This is a genomic window from Streptomyces sp. NPDC050535 (assembly GCF_044457665.1).
In the GTDB taxonomy this organism is placed as follows: Bacteria; Actinomycetota; Actinomycetes; order Streptomycetales; family Streptomycetaceae; genus Streptomyces.
Map to the genome: position 1 here is coordinate 1,108,468 of NZ_JBITHE010000001.1, position 16,499 is coordinate 1,124,966.

Consider the following 16,499-nt stretch of genomic DNA (forward strand, 5'->3'; position numbering starts at 1 on the left):
CCGCATACCCGGAGTCACGGGACACTTCGACTCCCGACCTGCCCGTACTCGCAGGTCGGAAGCATCGGGGGAGTGCCGTACGACGACACACGGGGTGGGGATGGACACGCCTGAAACACGCGAGTCAGTACCGGGCAAGGGCCCGGTACTCCTCGCACTTCGTTACTACGTAAGGGAGTTGGCCCGGCTGCGACGGCTGACGCCGCCCGCGTTGCTGCTGCCGGCGCTGGGCAACATCGGCATCAACTACATCGCGCCGCTGGTCATCGCCAAGTTGGTCGGCCGGATCGCGGACGACAACGGAATCGGTGTCGGCTCGACGCTGCCCTACGTCCTCGCCTTCACCGGCATCCTGCTGCTCGCGGAGACGCTGTGGCGCGTCGGTCTGCACTGCCTCAACCGTGTCGACGCCCTCGGCATCGAGCACCTGTACGTGATCGGCATGGACGAACTGTTCGCCAAGGACGCGGCGTTCTTCCACGACAACTTCGCCGGATCGCTGACCAAACGGGTACTGAGCTTCGCCTCCCGCTTCGAGGAGTTCGTCGACACCATGACCTTCCAGGTCGTGGGCAGCTTCGTGCCACTGGCGTTCGGGTCCGTGGTGCTGTGGCTCTACGAACCGCTGCTCGTGGTCGGGCTGTTGGTGATGATCGCGCTGACGGCGGTCTGCGTGGTGCCCCTCATCCGGCGCCGCCAGGCGCTCGTCGACGAGCGAGAGGAGGCGATCGCCCGGGTGTCGGGGCACGTCTCCGACAGCCTGATGAACATGGACACGGTCCGGGCGTTCGCCGCGGAGGAACGCGAGGCGGCCGAACACCGGTCCCGCGTCGCGGTGTCACGCAGGCTCATGCTCCGGTCGTGGGACTACGGCAACCTGCGCATCGACACCCTGGTCGCGCCGATGTCCGTGCTGACCAACGCGCTGGGCCTGCTGCTCGCGGTCGCGCTGGGCGGCGGCGGCGTCGAGTCGGTCGTGGTCGCCTTCATGTACTACTCCAACGCGACGCGGATCATGTTCGAGTTCAACCAGATCTACCGCCGCCTGGAGAGCTCGATGACGGAGGCCGCGCAGTTCACCGAACTACTGCTGATCCCGCCGACCGTGCTCGACCCGGCGTCGCCGGAGCCGCTGCGGTCCCGGTCCGCCGACGTCCGTTTCGAGGAGGTGACCTTCGCCCACGCGGGCGCGGAACCGCTCTTCGAGGGGCTCGACCTGGCCGTGCCCAGCGGAGCGAAGATCGGTCTGGTCGGCCGGTCCGGCGGCGGCAAGACCACCCTCACCCGGCTGCTGCTGCGCATGACGGACATCGACACCGGCCGGATCCTGATCGGCGGCCAGGACATCAGCAGGATGCGCCAGGCCGACCTGCGCAGTCTGACCGCCTACGTGCCGCAGGACCCGGCGATGTTCCACCGCTCGCTGCGCGCGAACATCGCCTTCGCCCGGCCCGACGCCACCGAAGCCGACATCCGTCGCGCGGCCGACGCGGCACACGTCACGGAGTTCGCCGACGCGCTGCCGGACGGCTTCGACACCATGGTGGGCGAGCGCGGTGTGAAGCTGTCCGGCGGGCAGCGTCAGCGGGTCGCCCTGGCCAGGGCGATCCTGCGCGACGCGCCGATCCTGCTGCTCGACGAGGCGACCAGCGCCCTGGACTCCGAGAGCGAGGTTCTCGTCCAGGCGGCGCTGTGGCGGCTCATGGAAGGCCGCACAGCGCTCGTGGTGGCCCACCGGCTGAGCACGGTCGCCAACATGGACCGGCTCGTCGTCCTGGACCGCGGACGGATCGTCGAACAGGGCACGCACCAGGAACTGCTCGTCTCGCAAGGCGCCTACGCGAAGCTGTGGCAGCACCAGTCGGGGGGCTTCCTCCACGACAGTCCCGCACCGGCCGACCTGCGCTGATGCCACCACACCGTCATCGCCTGGCGCATCCGGTCAGGACAGGCAGCCCACATGCGCGAGGGCCTGCTTGAGGAGAACTCCCTGGCCGCCCGGCATCTCGTTCTGGACCATGGGGGACGAGGCCTCCTGCGGGCTGAACCAGACCAGGTCGAGAGCGTCCTGACGGGGGCGGCAGTCGCCGGCCACCGGGACGATGTAGGCGAGCGACACCGCGTGCTGGCGGGGGTCGTGGAAGGGCGTGGTCCCCTGCGTCGGGAAGTACTCGGCGACGGTGAAGGGCTGCGGGGAGGCCGGGATCCGGGGCAGTGCCACGGGTCCGAGGTCCTTCTCCAGGTGGCGCATGAGGGCGTCCCGGACCCGCTCGTGGTGCAGCACCCGGCCGGAGACGAGGGCACGGCTGACCGTCCCGTCCGGCCCGATGCGCAGCAGCAGTCCGACGCTGGTCACTTCGCCGTTGTCGTCGACGCGCACCGGTACGGCCTCGACGTAGAGGATCGGCATACGTGCGCGCGTCTGCTCGAGGTCGTCGGTACTCAGCCAGCCGGGCGTGGTTTCGGTCGTGTCAGCCATTGGTTGATCGTACTTTCCATGACCGCCCCTTGGTGTGCGCCGCTCCAGGTCAGACCCGCCAAGTAGACCGTGACCCGCACCACTTCCCGACTGTGGAACGGCGTGGCCGGTTCTGGCTCAGGAGGCCTGGCGAGTGAAGCGCGCGGTGATCGTGACCGAGGTCAGGGGCTTGAGCATGTTGGCCTGGTTCCAGGTCATGCCGAACTCCGAGCGTTCCACCGGGAGTTCCGCGGTGAGGGTGACCGCGTCCGCCGAGGCCTCGGAGGCCGTCGCGGTGAAGGAGAGCGCGCGGTTGACGCCGCGCACGGTCAGCTCGCCGGTGACCTGGGCGGTGCCGTCGCCGGTCGGGGTGACGTCGGTGGCGGTGAAGACGAGTGTGGGGTGCTTCTCGACGTCGAAGAAGTCCGCGCCGCGCAGGTGGACGTCACGCTTGGTGTTCTTGGTGTTCAGGGATGCGGCGTCGATCGTGATGCTGCCGTGCGCGCCGCCTCCGGCGAGTACCTCGCCCTCACCGCTGACCTCGGCGAAGACGCCCTTGACGTTGACGAGGCCCCACATCGTCTTGTTCGCGAAGCGGACCGCCGTACCGGCCGGGTCGAGTACCCAGCGGCCCGGGCTCACGGCCGAGAGCGAGACGGAGGAGGCGGAGTTCGAGGTGGTGTTGGACATGGTCGTGCCTTCCTGAGCGGTTCGGAGCAGTATTTAGAGAGATCAATATATTGCCAGCTATTAGGTAGCTCGCGAGATAATAGCTGGCCGGGGTACCCTCGGCAAGCAGGTCAGGACCAGGATCGGAAAGACAGGAGCCGGCGCATGGGGGAGTCCCAGCAGGCGGCGGGGCGGGTCGAATGGCCGGCCGCCGCGGAGTGCCCCGGTGCCGGAGCGACCGGGTACCCCAGCGCCGAGGAGACGGAGCTGCTCCAGCGCTGGAACTCCCTGGCGACCGGATTCCGCGATCTCACGGACCAGCTCCTCGCGGACGCGCAGCGCGAGATCGGCCTGCCGCCGTCGTTGCTCGAGGTCCTCTGCTTTCTCGCTACCGCTCCTGAGCAGGCGGCCCCGATGCGGCTGGTCGCCCAGACGCTCGGTTTCTCCACGGCGGGGACGACCGGGGTGGTCGACAGGCTGGCCGACGCCGGGCTCGTCGAGCGCAGGCCGTCGAGTTCGGACCGCCGGGTGACCTACGCCGCGCTGACGCCGCAGGGCCGCGAGAGGGCCACGGCCACGGCCAGGGTGTTCGCCGACTCGGTGCGCCGCCGCGTCGTGAAACCGCTGGGTGACGAGGGCTTCGCCTCGCTCGCCGGCGCGTTCGCGACCCTGGGACTCGCGGGCGACTCGTGCGCCGCGGACGAGCCGGCTGCCCACTCCTGAGACGCGCCCCGCGAGGAGTCGGGGAGGGCGCCCGCAAGGGCGGGTGACCGCGATCCGCGCGACCCGCGAGAACCTCAGGGGCCAGTGGGCGAGACGGTCCTTACGCGAACGAGATACGTGGGCATAGCATCGGTTCCCGCATGGACACGATGACGCTCTGGCACATATCCGCATGGGAGTTCGCGGCTCTCGCCGCCGCGGCTCTGCTCGTCGGCTTCTCGAAGACCGCCGTGAGCGGGGCCAACACGGTCAGCCTCGCGATCTTCGCCGCCGTGCTGCCCGCCCGCGCCTCGACGGGGGTGCTGCTGCCCATCCTCATCGTCGGGGACGTACTCGCGGTGCTCACCTACCGGCGCCACGCCCACTGGCCCACGCTCTGGCGGCTGTTCCCGGCGGTCGCCGCGGGAGTCGTCCTCGGCACGCTGTTCCTGGTGTGGGCCGACGACGGGGTCGTCCGGACCTCGATCGGCGCGATCCTGCTGCTGATGGCGGCGGTCACCCTCTGGCGCAGACGGGCCGCCAAGGAGGACGACGAACCCGACTCGGTGGCGACGCGCACGGGCCGGATCAAGGCCCGCTCGTACGGCGTGCTCGGCGGCTTCACCACCATGGTCGCCAACGCGGGCGGCCCCGTGATGTCCATGTACCTCCTGTCGGCAGGCTTCCGGAAACTCGGCTTCCTCGGCACCTCCGCCTTCTTCTTCCTGATCGTCAACGTGTCGAAGGTGCCGTTCAGCGTGGGCCTCGGCCTGATCGACGGGAACTCGCTGCTCCTGGACGCGGCACTGGCGGCCTTCGTGCTGCCGGGGGCCCTCCTCGGCAAGTGGGCCGTGCACCGCATCAACCAGCGGCTCTTCGAACGGCTGGTGATCGCCGCGACGGTGCTGGGCGGGGCCCAGCTGCTTCTGCGCTGAAGGCTGACTGTTGACGGCTGACCGCCGACAGTCGACCGGTGACGGCCGACAGCGGCGGCGAGCGGCACGCCCCGTACGCTCGATCCCATGTCTCACCACGTCCTGGTCCTCGGGGGTACCACCGAGGCGCGCGAACTCGCCGCCCGGCTGGCCGCACGCCCCGGGGTACGGGTGACCACGTCGCTGGCGGGCCGGGTCTCCCGGCCCGGGGTGCTCGACGGGGACGTACGGATCGGGGGCTTCGGCGGGGCGGACGGACTCGCGCGGTGGCTGCGGGAGCATCGCGTGGACGCGGTGGCCGACGCGACGCACCCGTTCGCTACGGGCATCACGGCGAACGCGGCCCGGGCCGCTGCGGCGACGGGAGTCGCGGCCGTGGTGCTGCGCCGCCCCGGCTGGCGCCCCGGCCCCGGCGACCGGTGGCACTCGGCGGTCTCCCTCACCGAAGCCGCCGCGCTGCTGCCGGAGTTGGGCAGCCGGGTCTTTCTCACCACGGGCCGCCTGGGCCTGGCGCCCTTCGTGAACCTGCCCCAACTCCACTTTCTCGTACGGTCGGTGGAGGCGCCCGAACCCCCTCTCCCCCTGGACGTCGAGGTGTTGCTGGCGCGCGGTCCCTACACGGTGGAAGGCGAGCGAACCCTGCTGCGCGAGCATCGGATCGATCTCCTGGTGACCAAGGACAGCGGGGGAGAGGCGACCGCCGCGAAGCTCGAGGCCGCACGTGACCTCGAACTTCCGGTGGTCGTCGTACGCCGCCCGCCCCTTCCGGACGGCGTCGACGCGGTCCCGGACGTCGAGTCGGCGCTGACCCGGCTGGACCTCGGCGCGCGCTGACGGGCGCGCGTGCCCGGCCCGTCAGCTCGATGTGCTGGACGCCAACTCCGGCTGCCGGGTGGGCGGGAGGCCACTGCTCAGGTCCTCGACGAGCAGGCGTTTGGCGATCGAGTCGACGGCGGCGCGCAGGTCGTCGCCCGACGGGCGGCCGAGGTCCTCCTCCACACGCCCTGCGAGCCAGCTTCCCCACGCCTCGCCGAGGACCCGCGCCTCCCGTTCGCCCGCGGCGGTGTGCGAGAAGAGGGAGCCGTCGCGGGTGAGGTAGCCCTCCTCGACCATGCGGTCGAAGACCGGTACCAGGACCTCCGGGGGCAGCCGGCGCCGGGCGGCGATCAGCCCGAGACTGGCGTGACCGACCATCCGGGTGAACAGCTCCACCTGCATCACCGCCCATGCCCCCGCCACGTCGAGCCGGGTGTCGGACTCCGTGACGATACGGCGCGCGGTGTCCATCTCCGTACCGCCGATGATCTTTCCGACGGCGGCTTCGAGGACCCGCCGCGAATCGGTGCCGGCCGGCGACGCGAAGCCCTCGCCCATGTCGGTCGAACCCATCCGCGCGCTGTCGCGCAACTGCACCTGCTTGAGGAACAGGGCCACGATGAAGCCGAGGAACGCGACCGGGACCGTCCAGAGGAAGACGGTCTGGAGTGTGTCGGCGTACGCCCTGACAATGGGCTCGGCCGCCTCCGAGGGCAGCCTGTGCAGCCCTTCCGGACTCTGCGAGGCCTGGGCGATCGCGGCAGGATCCGCCGCGCCGGTCCGGGTGGCCTCGGCGACCCCGTCGCTGAGGTTCGGCTTCAGGGAGTTGGTGTAGATGGTGCCGAACACGGCCGTCCCGAAAGAACTGCCCAGCGTACGGAAGAAGGTGACGCCGGAGGTCGCCGTACCGAGGTCGGCGTAGAGCACGGTGTTCTGCACGGCGATCGTCAGCACCTGCATGCACAGGCCGATCCCGGTGCCGAGCACGAACATGTACAGCGACGCCAGCCACGCGCCGGTGCCCGGCCCCATCAGCGAGAGCAGATAGAGCCCCACCGCCATCACCAGCGAGCCGATGATGGGGAAGACGCGGTACTGGCCGGTCTTGCTGACCACGTTGCCGCTGAAGACGGACGCGATGAGCAGGCCGATCACCATGGGCAGCGTGCGGACGCCGGAGATGGTGGCCGAGTCGCCGTCGACGTACTGGAGATAGGTCGGCAGGAACGTCATCGCGCCGAGCATGGCGAAGCCCACGATGAAGCTGAGGATCGAGCAGACCGTGAAGACGGGGTTGGCGAACAGGCGCATCGGCAGGGTCGGCTGGGCCGCGCGCGTCTCGACCCAGCAGAAGAGGCCGAGCGAGATGACACCGCCCACGAACAGGCCGATGATCGTGCCCGAGCCCCAGGCGTACTGGTTGCCGCCCCAGCTCGTCGCCAGGATGAGCGCGCTGGCCCCGATCGCGACGAACGCGATACCCAGATAGTCGATGACGGGGCGGACCGCCGACTTCACGACGGGGATGGTGCGGGCCGCGGCGATGACGACGACGATCGCGATCGGCACGTTCACGTAGAAGGCCCAGCGCCAAGTCAGGTGGTCCGTGAACAGGCCGCCGAGCAGCGGTCCGATGACGGTGGCCACGCCGAAGACGGCACCGATCGCGCCCTGGTACTTGCCGCGTTCCCGCAGCGGGATGACATCCGCGATCAGGGCCATCGCGGTGACCATCAGTCCGCCGGCGCCGATGCCCTGGACCGCCCGCCAGAGGATCAGCATCGTCATGTTCGCCGAGAGGCCGCACAGGAACGAACCGGTGATGAAGATGATCGCGGAGGCCTGGAAGACCACCTTGCGGCCGAACAGGTCACCGAACTTGCCGACCAGCACCGTGGCTACGGTCTCCGCCAGCAAGTACGCCGTCACCACCCACGACATGTGCTCCGCGCCGCCGAGATCCGACACGATCGTCGGCAGGGCCGTGCCCACGATCGTCTGGTCCAGGGCCGCGAGGAGCATGCCCAGCATGATCGTCACGAAGACGACATTGCGGCGCCGCTTGTCCAGCACCGGCGGCGCGGACGCCTGTGCGGGGGGCAGCACGGATTCCTCGGTGGTCGTCACATTCGTCACTTTCACACCGGAGTGCGCCATGTGCATGCGGGACGACCCGCTCGGCGTAGAGGCTCCGCCCACCGGCCGGACTACCCCTTCGGATGCCTCCGCAGCAGGTACGTGTCCATGATCCACCCCTTGCGCTCCCGGGCCTCGGCGCGCAGCCGCTCGATGCGGGGCGCCGTCTCTGCCAGCGGACCGGAGAGGAGGATCTCGTCCGGGGTGCCTATGTACGCGCCCCAGTAGATGTCGATGTCCTCGTCCGCGTACTGCCGGAAGGTCTGATGGGCGTCGAGCATGACCACCACGTCGTCGACGCCGTCCGGAAAGCCCTCCGCGAGGCGCCGGCCCGTGGTGATCTGGACAGGCCGGGCCACGCGGTTGAGTCCCGTGCGGTGCCGGGCGACGAGCGCGGACACACTGCTGATCCCGGGCACGACGTCGTACGTGAACGCCACCGCGCCCCGGTCCAGGATCTCCTCCAGGATCCCCAGCGTGCTGTCGTACAGCGAGGGATCGCCCCACACCAGGAACGCGCCGCTCTCGTCCTCGCCCAGCTCCTCGGAGATCAGCCGCTGGTAGATCTCGGCGCGGGCGCTGCGCCAGTCCCCGACCGCGGGCGAGTACGCCGCGCCCCCGGCGGACCGGTCGCGGTCCGGGTCGCGCGCCTCGACCAGCCGGTACGCCCCCTCGGGTATGTGCGCGTCGAGGATGTCGTGGCGCAACTGGACGAGGTCGGCCTTCACCTCGCCCTTGTCCAGGATGAAGAACACGTCCGTGTCCCTCAGCGCCTTGACCGCCTGAAGCGTGAGCTGGTCGGGGTCGCCCGACCCAATCCCGATGACATGAATCTTTCGCACACCTGGAGTGTGCCGCACGGCACTGACAGTGGGTCCATCGCACCCGGGTGCTCGTCGGGATGAGGCCGCCCCGGGCGGGAAAGTGGCGGGCTCGTCAGGCTCCGGGGCCGCGTAGTCGCGGGGCCCAGTCCGTCGCGCTGATCGTTGTATCCTCCTGCTCCACGGCTTCCGCCAACTCCCTTGCCCAGGAGCCCAGTTCCGCGAGCCGCATTCCGTAGGGGCGCGCCTGACCGGTTCCCGAAGCCCACTCCTCCAACGCCGCCGCCCCGCGCCGCAGCAGCCGCGCACCGCCGGTCACGTTGCCTCTGGCGGCGTGCGTCAGCCCCACGGCGAGCTGGGCCAGCCCCCGCCACAGCGCACGCTCCCCCTCGGGGCCCGCCTTCCAGGCGTCCTCGAAGACCTCGTGCGCGTGGAACGGTTTCCCGCCGTCCAGCAGCGCCTGCGCCTCGACGACGGTCTCCTCGGGGCTGCGCACGAGTCCCTCGGGCTGCCGTTCCACGCCGTCCCTGCCGTACGGCAGAGGCCGCCCCAGTCCGTCACGCGGCCGTGCGTTGCGCGCCCGCCCGTCCGGATCCCGGTCCCGCCCGCCGCCCTGCCGAACCTCAGCTGTCCCGCTCATACCCCGATTGTCGCGCGGCCCGCGTCCTTACGGAGCAGCCCCCGGCGTGGGGTAAAGTTCCTTTCGCACGATCACGCGGGTTTCCGTGGGTGAGTGCATCGGGACGTGGCGCAGCTTGGTAGCGCACTTGACTGGGGGTCAAGGGGTCGCAGGTTCAAATCCTGTCGTCCCGACTGGAGACAGTCGCAGGTCAGGGCCGGTTTCGGAGACATCCGAAACCGGCCCTTGGCCATTCTTGGGGACCAGTTGGGGACCGGCGCCCTTGACCGGCGTCAGCGGGTCATGACGATCGGGCCCGGCAGAGAGCGCGGTGCGCGCAGCACGCTGAGGTGCGCGGAGAGCGCTGCGCCGGCGGCCGTGATCTTGTGTACGTCCGGGTGCAGGTAGCGCTGCGTGGTGGTCAGCGAGCCGTGGCCGGCGATCCGGCGCAGGACATGGACCTGCACTCCCGCGTCGGCGAACCAGGTCAGTCCGGTGTGCCGGAGGTCGTGGCGGCGCAGGTGCTCGTAGCCGAGCTTGGTGACCACGTCGTCCCAGAGGGTGGCGTCGCGCAGGACGGCGGTGGAGATGCGTCCGCCGCGCGGGCCGGTGAAGAGGCGGGCATCGGGATCGGGGCCTGCGGACAGGATGCGCTGGGCGACGAGGGGGCGGATCTCCTCGACGATGGGAACTTTGCGGGCGCGCTTGCCCTTGGTGCCCTTGTCGGTCAGTCCGCCGGGTGCGGGCGTGGTCTGACGCCGCACGGTCCAGATCCACTGGCCGGTGTCGATGTCACCGACGCGGCATCCGGACACCTCGCCGATCCGGGCGGCGGTGCACGCGGCGAAGAGGACGACGTCTCCCCAGCCGCGGTAGTCGTCGTGGGAGGCGGCCACGAGCGCGTCGGCCAGTGCGGCGAGGGTCTCCCAGTCGGGCAGGGCCAGCCCGCGTGGGTCGAGGAGTTCGTCCTCGGCCTGCTTGTAGAGCTTCTGCCAGCCCGTCACCCGGGCGGGATTGACCTTGATGATGCCGTCACGGACTGCCTGCTCCATGACGCGGACCAGAACGGCGATGGTGTTCTTCACGGTTGAGCGGCTGTGCTCGTCGGCGATCCAGTTCTGCACGCTGCGGTCGACGACGCCGTTGGTGATCATCCGTACCGCGAGGTGGCCCAGGGCGGGGACCACTCGCATCCGCCACCCTGACAGGTAGGGGTCCAGCGTCTTCAACTCCAGGCCGCGCAGGGCGAGATCCATGTTCGTTTCGCCGTATTCGGCGAGCTTCATGGTGGCCAGCGACGGGGTCAGGCCGGCCTGTGCGGCCTCGATGATGGCCTGCAGCCACTCCTGCGCTTCGTCTTCGCTGTCTTTCCCCTCGGACAGTGACTGGCGGCGCTTGCTGGTGGGATCGGTCCACCGGACACGTGCGCGATACGGCGTGGGGCGGTCAGGGCGGTATTCGATGTCGGTGGAGAGGCGGACGCCGACAGGAACGTTGGTCTTATCGGCCATTGAACCCCTTGGCGGGGACGGTACGTCGGTTGCGCAGCCATTCCTCGACGTCGAGGGCGCTGTACATGACGACGCGTTCCGAGACCGTGACGAAAGGCGGTCCCTGTGGAGGCTGAGTGGTGCGCCAGCGGCGCAGGGTTGAGGCGTCCACTCGGAGACAAGCAGCGAGGTCGCTGGTTGAATACCAGACGCTGGTCAGGAGGAGCGCTTGGTTTTGAGCTGGGGCGACATGATGGCGGGGAGCTGCAGGATGCGCTGCGGCCTCTTTCTCGCGACATGGTTCGGCATTGGCGTTTGTTGCTATCGGCGCATTGGGCAAGTGCGGGTATTCTCCGGGGAGTACGGAACACTAGATGGATCTGTGGAAGAGTCCAGAGACGGACGACACAGTTCGCGAACGGAGAACGCGGCGCGGTGAATTCCGGGCTGGCAGCGGTGACGCGCTTTCACTGTCGCTTGGTCCGTGGTTGCGCTCAGGAGTGGACGTTGGGGAAATAATCGTCTCCGGAAACGCCGGTTTGGCTAACCGGCGATCACGAGCTATGTTGCGCGGCTTCGACGGATCAGGGCGGCAGACGCTACGCCCCACGTGCGGTGACAGGGCGAAGGCGCCTCCTGCTGCATGGGCGCTGCGTGACTGTTGCGGACCGAGTCCTGCTGTCCGTATACCGAGTCAGGGCGTGCTTGACGGAATGCGACGCCATCCACCGGGTACTGGGGCCGTAACACACCGTGTGCTGCTGTCGCGGCCTACGGTAGTTCCGGAGGCTGGCCGTGACCGATACCTGGCACCGCGCCGAGCGGGCGCTGACGCAGCGTGTGGTGCGGATACCGTTGGGTCAGTTGTCCCGGAAGAGACCAGCGAGTCCTGTGACCTGCCACGATGGACGGCTCGGGGCTGCTGACCTGTGTGAACGGCCTTTCGGTTGTTTCACGCTCGTGCCTGTTGATGCAGCCGGAAGTCCCAGAAAAGTCCCAGGAGATTCCCACTGCCCGCTGCCACTCTTTCGGCTCTATGCAGAGCGTGCGGGTGCGGTGTGGGCTGGTGTTCGTGCCTCGGTGGTCGGCCCTGATCGAACGGCAACGCGTGCTTCTCGAACGGCTCGCGGCCGGAGAGGAACCCGGAGCCCGGGCGCCGGGTGAGTGGCGCTCGGCTTGCAAAGTCATCCTTGCTGTCTGCCGTTTTCCGATGTCTTGGCCTCGGTACCGGTCGGGCGAGTACCGTGAGTGGTGTCGCTGGAGAGCGTGCTCCGGCAGTTGTTCGGGGGAGGGCGCGTTGACGACAGTCTTTGTGAGCCATCGCGGAGCCGACGGAGCAGTGGCCGAACGGCTCGCGACCGAGCTGCGTGATCGTGGCCACCAAGTGTGGCTCGACACGTGGGAGATCGGGCTCGGTGACTCGATCGTGGAGAAGATGAACGATGGCCTCACCCAGTCCGCTTGCCTCGTGCTGTGCTACACCGATGAGGGGAGCGCGAGCCCTTGGATGAGCCGGGAATGGATGTCGATGCTCGCCCGCCAGCTCGGCGGCGCAGGCGTACGGCTATTGCCGGTACGGATGACCGGCGGGGCGCCGCCAGCGATCCTGGCCGATCTGAAGTACGCGGATCTCGCGAAGGACTGGCCGCGCGGTTTGGCGGAGCTGTGCACGGCCCTGGGCTGAGCCGTGGCCCGACAGTTCGTCTACATTGTGTGCGCCGAAGGCGAGGAGGCGGTTGCAGAGCGACTTGCTGAGCCGCTTCGTTCAGCGGGATATGACGTAGGTCATGACGGAACCGTCTCTGTGGGGGAGTCGTTGGTCGGCGCCGCTGCGCGCGCTGTGTCTTCCGGTTGCCCGATCGTCCTCTGCGGGACCACGCGAGCGGTGGGCAGCGCGTGGGCGCACCAAATCGTGAACGCGGCGCACACCGACGGTATCTCACGGGTGTTCGTGGTGCAGATGGAGAAGGCCGCATACGTCGAGCAGTTGGCCCTGCAGACCAAGGTTGCTCGTTTTCACGCCGATCCCGTAGGGAGCGTGAGCGAGCTGGCCGCAGGTCTGGCCAAGCACTTCCCGCCGACTCCTGCCAGCGAGCCGGCGGCTGGAGCTGCAGACCAGACTGGAGAAGCCGCGTTTCTCGACGCTCTGACGACGTCCGTGACGGTCGATGTCGATGCGCTCCAGCGGTTTCGCGGCGAATTGCGGATAGAGATTGCTGCCGCCTATCCGGCTGTCCTGAGTTCTTGGGAGTTCCTCGAGCGTGCAGGGCTGTGCGGTGAGGGGCGGCTGACCCGAACCGGCGTCCTCATGTTCGGCAAGAGTCCGACGGTCGTGTGTCCGACCGCCATGGTCAAGTGTGTCCGCTACTACGGCGTGGATCGTGGGGCGCGCCGAGTGATCGAGACGTATGAGGGGAACACGCCGGAACAGATAGTGGCGGCCCGCGAGTTCGTCGCCCGGCACACGAGGCGCGATGAGGGTCCCAGTAGCCAGGGGGCGCAGTCCGTTATCGAACACGGCTACCCAATGATTGCCGTCCGTGAGGTGATAGCCAATGCGCTGGTGCACCGGGACTATTCGGTACGCGACGCGTGTGTGCACGTGCGTCTCTTCGAGGACAGGCTTGAGATCAGTAGTCCCGGACGGTGGCTCGGCCACGAGTTCCCCACCGAAGAACCTTGCGGCCTGGCACAGCTGGAAGGGCAGTCCCGCAAACGAAATTTTCGGCTGGCGCATGCCCTGTCCTGGGTGAGGTTGGTGGAGGGCGAGGGCAGCGGCATCCCCTCCGCTCTGCGGGACTGCCGCCAGACTGATTCCCCAACCCCGACCGTCTCCCAGCAGCAGGGCTTTATCACGGTCACCCTCCGGCCACGCCCGGATATCCCTCGCGCGCACAGAGACGGGCGCACCATCGTTCCCAGGACGTTGCCACCAGCGCTGGCCCGGTTTGTGGGACGTGAGGCCGAACTGGCGGAGTTGGAGAACGCGCTGGAGTTCCGGCCAAACGAGGGCGGCCCGCTCGTCAATGTCATCACCGGCATGGCGGGAGTCGGCAAGACCGCCCTGGCCGTGCACTTCGCGCACCTGGCGGCGAACCGTTTCCCGGACGGCCAGTTGTATATGGACCTGGGGGGACACCGCTTGGCCAGCGAGCCAGTGCTCCCATCCGATGCACTCGGCCGCTTCCTGGGCGCACTCGGCGTACCGCTGAACGCAATTCCGGTGGAGCTGACCGAACGCACCGCGCTCTACAGGAGTTTGTTGGCCGAACGGGCCGTGCTCATCGTGCTGGACAACGCCGAATCGAGCGAACAGGTCACACCGTTGCTGCCAGGCAGTCCCCACAGCGCAGTGGTGATCGCCAGCCGCCATCGGTTGTCGGCCCTGACGGTCGGTGTAGGCGCCCACACCCTGTCGTTGGGCAACTTGAGCGCGACCGAAGCACTCACGATGCTGTCCAGCAGGCTGGGTGAGCAACGGCTTGCCGACGCTCCAGAGACAGCGGCGGAACTGGTAGATCTGTGTGCCCGGCTTCCCCTTGCCCTGGCCGTTGTCGCTGCCCGAGCCGCCGCACGGCCCCATCTGCCGCTCCATGCCCTGGTTGCAGAACTGTCGGACCAACATCACCGGCTCGACACCCTCGATGCTGGCGGCGACACGAGCGTGCGAGCCGCCTTCTCCTGGACCTACCGCGCGCTCGCTGCACTGCCAGCCCGCATGTTCCGCCTCCTTGGCCTGGTCCCCGGGCCCGATTTGAGCCTCGCAGCTGCCGCTGCGCTCTGTGACTTGCCCGTGCCGGAGGCCCGCAGGCACCTGCACGCTCTGTGCATGGTCCAGCTGGTCGAGGAGCACCAGCCTGACCGCTACCGCTGCCACGATCTCCTGCACATGTACGCGCATGAGCAGTCGGTCACTGAAGATTCCGCCGACCAGCGCCATGCGGTGATGCGCAGGCTGCTGAAGCACTACCGCGACCACAGCATCGCGGCGAACCTGCACATCAGCCCCCCAAGAGGCAGTCTCGACCACGAGAACGCACCAGGAGGCCAAACCTTTGACTCGTATACGGCAGCGATCGAATGGCTCACAGCCGAGCGACCGGTGCTGCTGGCGATCGTCCAGCAGATCGCCGAAGAATCCTCAGACGAACTGGCTGAGCACGCGTGGCAGATCGCCCGTGCACTGACACCATCCCTCGATCTCCACGGCCTGTGGTCCGACATGGGCACACTCCAAATTCATGCCGTGACCCTCGCCGAGCACACCGGTGACCTGCACGCGCAAGCCGTCAGCCACAACAGCCTGGGAAGCGCCCATCATCAGCTCGGCCGTGTTTCGCAGGCGTTGGAGCACTACCAGCGGTCGCTGGACCTGTGCCGTCAGATAGGTGATCGGTTGGGAGAGGCGGAATCCCTTCTTTCGCTCAGTGAGATCCAGGCGCAGCGCGACCGGGCAGACGACGCCTCGGAGTGCGCCCGGCATGCCCTTGAACTGTTCCGCATCGTGGGCAGCAGACATGGCGAAGCCAGGGCACTGAGTGCCCTGGCGGTCGCCGAAATGCGGGCTGGACGCTACCTACTCGCCCTGGACGGCCTCCGCCAGGTCCGTGCGCTCAATCGCGAATCAGGCGATCGCCTCAACGAGAGCATGACCGTGCAGCGCATGGGACAGGTGTACCTCCGCCTGGCCCAGTTCCAGGAGGCGTTGGCATGCTTTGAGCAGTCGCTTGACCTGTCGCGGCGTACCGGCAACCGTCACGGAGAAGCCGTCGCGCTGAACGGCCTGGGCGACACATACCAGGCGCTCGGTGACAACCAGCAGGTCTGGGCGGCCTGGGAATCGGCGCTCAATCTGCTCACAGAGTTCGGCGACCCTGATAGCGACGCCTTGCGAACAAAACTGGCTGCCCTGGACGTCTCAGCTCGCGAATTCGTGTCGACGCCCCGAGTAACACCATCAACGATCATGGTCCTGGATGCGGCGGAAATGAGCCTCCAAACCGAAAGTCAACGAACTCAATTGCGAAGCGGTCTCCACGACATCCTGAACCAGGCGTGCGTAGCAGCTGGTATCGACCTGGATGCCTGCTTGATGGAAGAGCTGGGAGACGGACTACTCATCGTTGCCCCCCCGCAGATGCCCCTGAAGCTGTTCGTCGATCCCCTCCCGCGCGCGCTCACCGCTTTGCTCGGGGAGCACAACCGTGTACGTACACCGCACTCCCACCTCAGGATCCGGGCGATCCTCCACATCGGCGAAGTCGTGCGCGGGACAAACGGTGTGGTGGGACCTTCAGTGAACTTCGCCCTCCGCCTCGTCGACGGGGTCGCACTGCGATCGACCCTCAAGGACTCGGAGAGCCCGCTGGTCTTCGGTGTGTCACCTCAAGTCCGCGACAGTATCGCCCGGCTTGAAGGAACGGATGACTCTGCCGTCTACAAGCAAGAACAGACATCCATCAAGGAAGCCACCGTGAGCACGTGGATCCGCACGGACATCTCGATCCCTGGCGGGGCCTGACCGTTGATCGCTTGGCCAGGAAGTGATCTTCACCGACGTTGCCGATCATTTATTCGAGTGGGTCAGAGGGGTTGCAGAACTAGAACACAAGCGAAGAATCATAGGCGGACGTCTTGTTCGAGGATTTGATATCTGGACGACCGTACGATAGGGCTCCGTCGTTCTCGCGATTGGCCGGGATTGATCATGTGAGTCCGAGGGTGGCCGACGGCCGGGTCATGTTCCGGCCGTGATGGCGCAGGCCCCCGGCGATGTTTTTCCGCCCCGCCAGGCGGAGTGCGCCGATGGCCAGATTCCGCAGGGAGGCATCGCCCGCGGTGCGCTGCCGGTCC

At 68.1% G+C, this 16,499-nt stretch carries 13 protein-coding genes and 1 tRNA gene; 7 read left to right on the forward strand and 7 right to left on the reverse strand.

What is annotated here, in order from left to right:
* The first annotated feature begins 100 nt into the window (after positions 1-100).
* Positions 101-1,909, forward strand: a complete 1,809-nt coding sequence (locus ACIBLC_RS04805) for an ABC transporter ATP-binding protein (protein WP_399209198.1) — start codon at positions 101-103, stop codon at positions 1,907-1,909.
* A 33-nt stretch (positions 1,910-1,942) separates the two neighbouring features.
* Here the strand turns inward: ACIBLC_RS04805 and ACIBLC_RS04810 are convergent, their stop codons facing one another.
* Together ACIBLC_RS04810 and ACIBLC_RS04815 are read right to left on the reverse strand one after the other, a co-directional pair.
* The gene (locus ACIBLC_RS04810; protein ID WP_399209199.1) at positions 1,943-2,479 is read right to left on the reverse strand and encodes an NUDIX hydrolase family protein; all 537 of its coding nucleotides are present in this window, start codon (positions 2,477-2,479) and stop codon (positions 1,943-1,945) included.
* Between the two features lie 117 nt (positions 2,480-2,596).
* Complete coding sequence (locus ACIBLC_RS04815) at positions 2,597-3,148, reverse strand: YceI family protein (protein WP_399209200.1); 552 nt, start codon at positions 3,146-3,148, stop codon at positions 2,597-2,599.
* A 144-nt stretch (positions 3,149-3,292) separates the two neighbouring features.
* Between ACIBLC_RS04815 and ACIBLC_RS04820 the strand changes: the two genes are divergently transcribed.
* The 3 genes from ACIBLC_RS04820 (at position 3,293) to ACIBLC_RS04830 (ending at position 5,598) form a co-directional block, all read left to right on the forward strand.
* Positions 3,293-3,850: a MarR family winged helix-turn-helix transcriptional regulator gene (locus tag ACIBLC_RS04820; RefSeq protein ID WP_399209201.1), complete on the forward strand. Its 558-nt coding sequence runs from the start codon at positions 3,293-3,295 to the stop codon at positions 3,848-3,850.
* Positions 3,851-3,990: 140 nt separating this feature from the next.
* Entirely contained in the window at positions 3,991-4,764 is a 774-nt protein-coding gene (locus ACIBLC_RS04825) for a sulfite exporter TauE/SafE family protein (RefSeq protein ID WP_399209202.1), read from the forward strand.
* Positions 4,765-4,851: 87 nt separating this feature from the next.
* Positions 4,852-5,598, forward strand: a complete 747-nt coding sequence (locus tag ACIBLC_RS04830) for a cobalt-precorrin-6A reductase (protein WP_399209203.1) — start codon at positions 4,852-4,854, stop codon at positions 5,596-5,598.
* A 21-nt stretch (positions 5,599-5,619) separates the two neighbouring features.
* Here ACIBLC_RS04830 and ACIBLC_RS04835 read toward each other — a convergent pair whose 3' ends face one another.
* From ACIBLC_RS04835 to ACIBLC_RS04845, 3 genes are all read right to left on the reverse strand, one after another.
* Positions 5,620-7,737, reverse strand: coding sequence for an MDR family MFS transporter (locus ACIBLC_RS04835; protein ID WP_399209287.1), 2,118 nt, complete (start codon positions 7,735-7,737; stop codon positions 5,620-5,622).
* A gap of 50 nt (positions 7,738-7,787) precedes the next feature.
* Positions 7,788-8,558, reverse strand: coding sequence for a precorrin-6A synthase (deacetylating) (gene cobF, locus ACIBLC_RS04840; RefSeq protein WP_399209204.1), 771 nt, complete (start codon positions 8,556-8,558; stop codon positions 7,788-7,790).
* 94 nt (positions 8,559-8,652) lie between these two features.
* Entirely contained in the window at positions 8,653-9,177 is a 525-nt protein-coding gene (locus ACIBLC_RS04845; RefSeq protein ID WP_399209205.1) for a DUF309 domain-containing protein, read from the reverse strand.
* A gap of 99 nt (positions 9,178-9,276) precedes the next feature.
* Between ACIBLC_RS04845 and ACIBLC_RS04850 the strand changes: the two genes are divergently transcribed.
* Positions 9,277-9,350: transfer RNA gene (locus ACIBLC_RS04850), tRNA-Pro, on the forward strand.
* A gap of 99 nt (positions 9,351-9,449) precedes the next feature.
* Here ACIBLC_RS04850 and ACIBLC_RS04855 read toward each other — a convergent pair.
* Entirely contained in the window at positions 9,450-10,667 is a 1,218-nt protein-coding gene (locus ACIBLC_RS04855) for a tyrosine-type recombinase/integrase (protein ID WP_399209206.1), read from the reverse strand.
* Complete coding sequence (locus ACIBLC_RS04860) at positions 10,657-10,986, reverse strand: helix-turn-helix transcriptional regulator (protein ID WP_399209207.1); 330 nt, start codon at positions 10,984-10,986, stop codon at positions 10,657-10,659. The genes ACIBLC_RS04855 and ACIBLC_RS04860 overlap by 11 nt, the downstream gene beginning before the upstream one ends.
* A gap of 870 nt (positions 10,987-11,856) precedes the next feature.
* On the opposite strand from ACIBLC_RS04860, the gene ACIBLC_RS04865 reads away from it, so the two are divergent.
* Positions 11,857-12,330 (forward strand): toll/interleukin-1 receptor domain-containing protein, encoded by a 474-nt coding sequence (locus ACIBLC_RS04865; protein ID WP_399209288.1) that lies wholly within the window; start codon positions 11,857-11,859, stop codon positions 12,328-12,330.
* Between the two features lie 201 nt (positions 12,331-12,531).
* On the forward strand, positions 12,532-16,167 hold the full coding sequence (locus tag ACIBLC_RS04870) for a tetratricopeptide repeat protein (protein WP_399209208.1): 3,636 nt from the start codon (positions 12,532-12,534) through the stop codon (positions 16,165-16,167).
* The last annotated feature ends 332 nt before the right edge of the window (positions 16,168-16,499 follow it).

What these genes read in the sequence shown, in the direction of transcription:
- ACIBLC_RS04835 (WP_399209287.1), bottom strand. Translation starts at nt 7,737, where the DNA reads ATGGCGCACTCCGGTGTGAAAGTGACGAATGTGACGACCACCGAGGAA.
- ACIBLC_RS04855 (WP_399209206.1), bottom strand. Translation starts at nt 10,667, where the DNA reads ATGGCCGATAAGACCAACGTTCCTGTCGGCGTCCGCCTCTCCACCGAC.
- ACIBLC_RS04815 (WP_399209200.1), bottom strand. Translation starts at nt 3,148, where the DNA reads ATGTCCAACACCACCTCGAACTCCGCCTCCTCCGTCTCGCTCTCGGCC.
- ACIBLC_RS04845 (WP_399209205.1), bottom strand. Translation starts at nt 9,177, where the DNA reads ATGAGCGGGACAGCTGAGGTTCGGCAGGGCGGCGGGCGGGACCGGGAT.
- ACIBLC_RS04820 (WP_399209201.1), top strand. Translation starts at nt 3,293, where the DNA reads ATGGGGGAGTCCCAGCAGGCGGCGGGGCGGGTCGAATGGCCGGCCGCC.
- ACIBLC_RS04865 (WP_399209288.1), top strand. Translation starts at nt 11,857, where the DNA reads ATGTCTTGGCCTCGGTACCGGTCGGGCGAGTACCGTGAGTGGTGTCGC.
- ACIBLC_RS04810 (WP_399209199.1), bottom strand. Translation starts at nt 2,479, where the DNA reads ATGGCTGACACGACCGAAACCACGCCCGGCTGGCTGAGTACCGACGAC.
- ACIBLC_RS04830 (WP_399209203.1), top strand. Translation starts at nt 4,852, where the DNA reads ATGTCTCACCACGTCCTGGTCCTCGGGGGTACCACCGAGGCGCGCGAA.
- ACIBLC_RS04825 (WP_399209202.1), top strand. Translation starts at nt 3,991, where the DNA reads ATGGACACGATGACGCTCTGGCACATATCCGCATGGGAGTTCGCGGCT.
- ACIBLC_RS04805 (WP_399209198.1), top strand. Translation starts at nt 101, where the DNA reads ATGGACACGCCTGAAACACGCGAGTCAGTACCGGGCAAGGGCCCGGTA.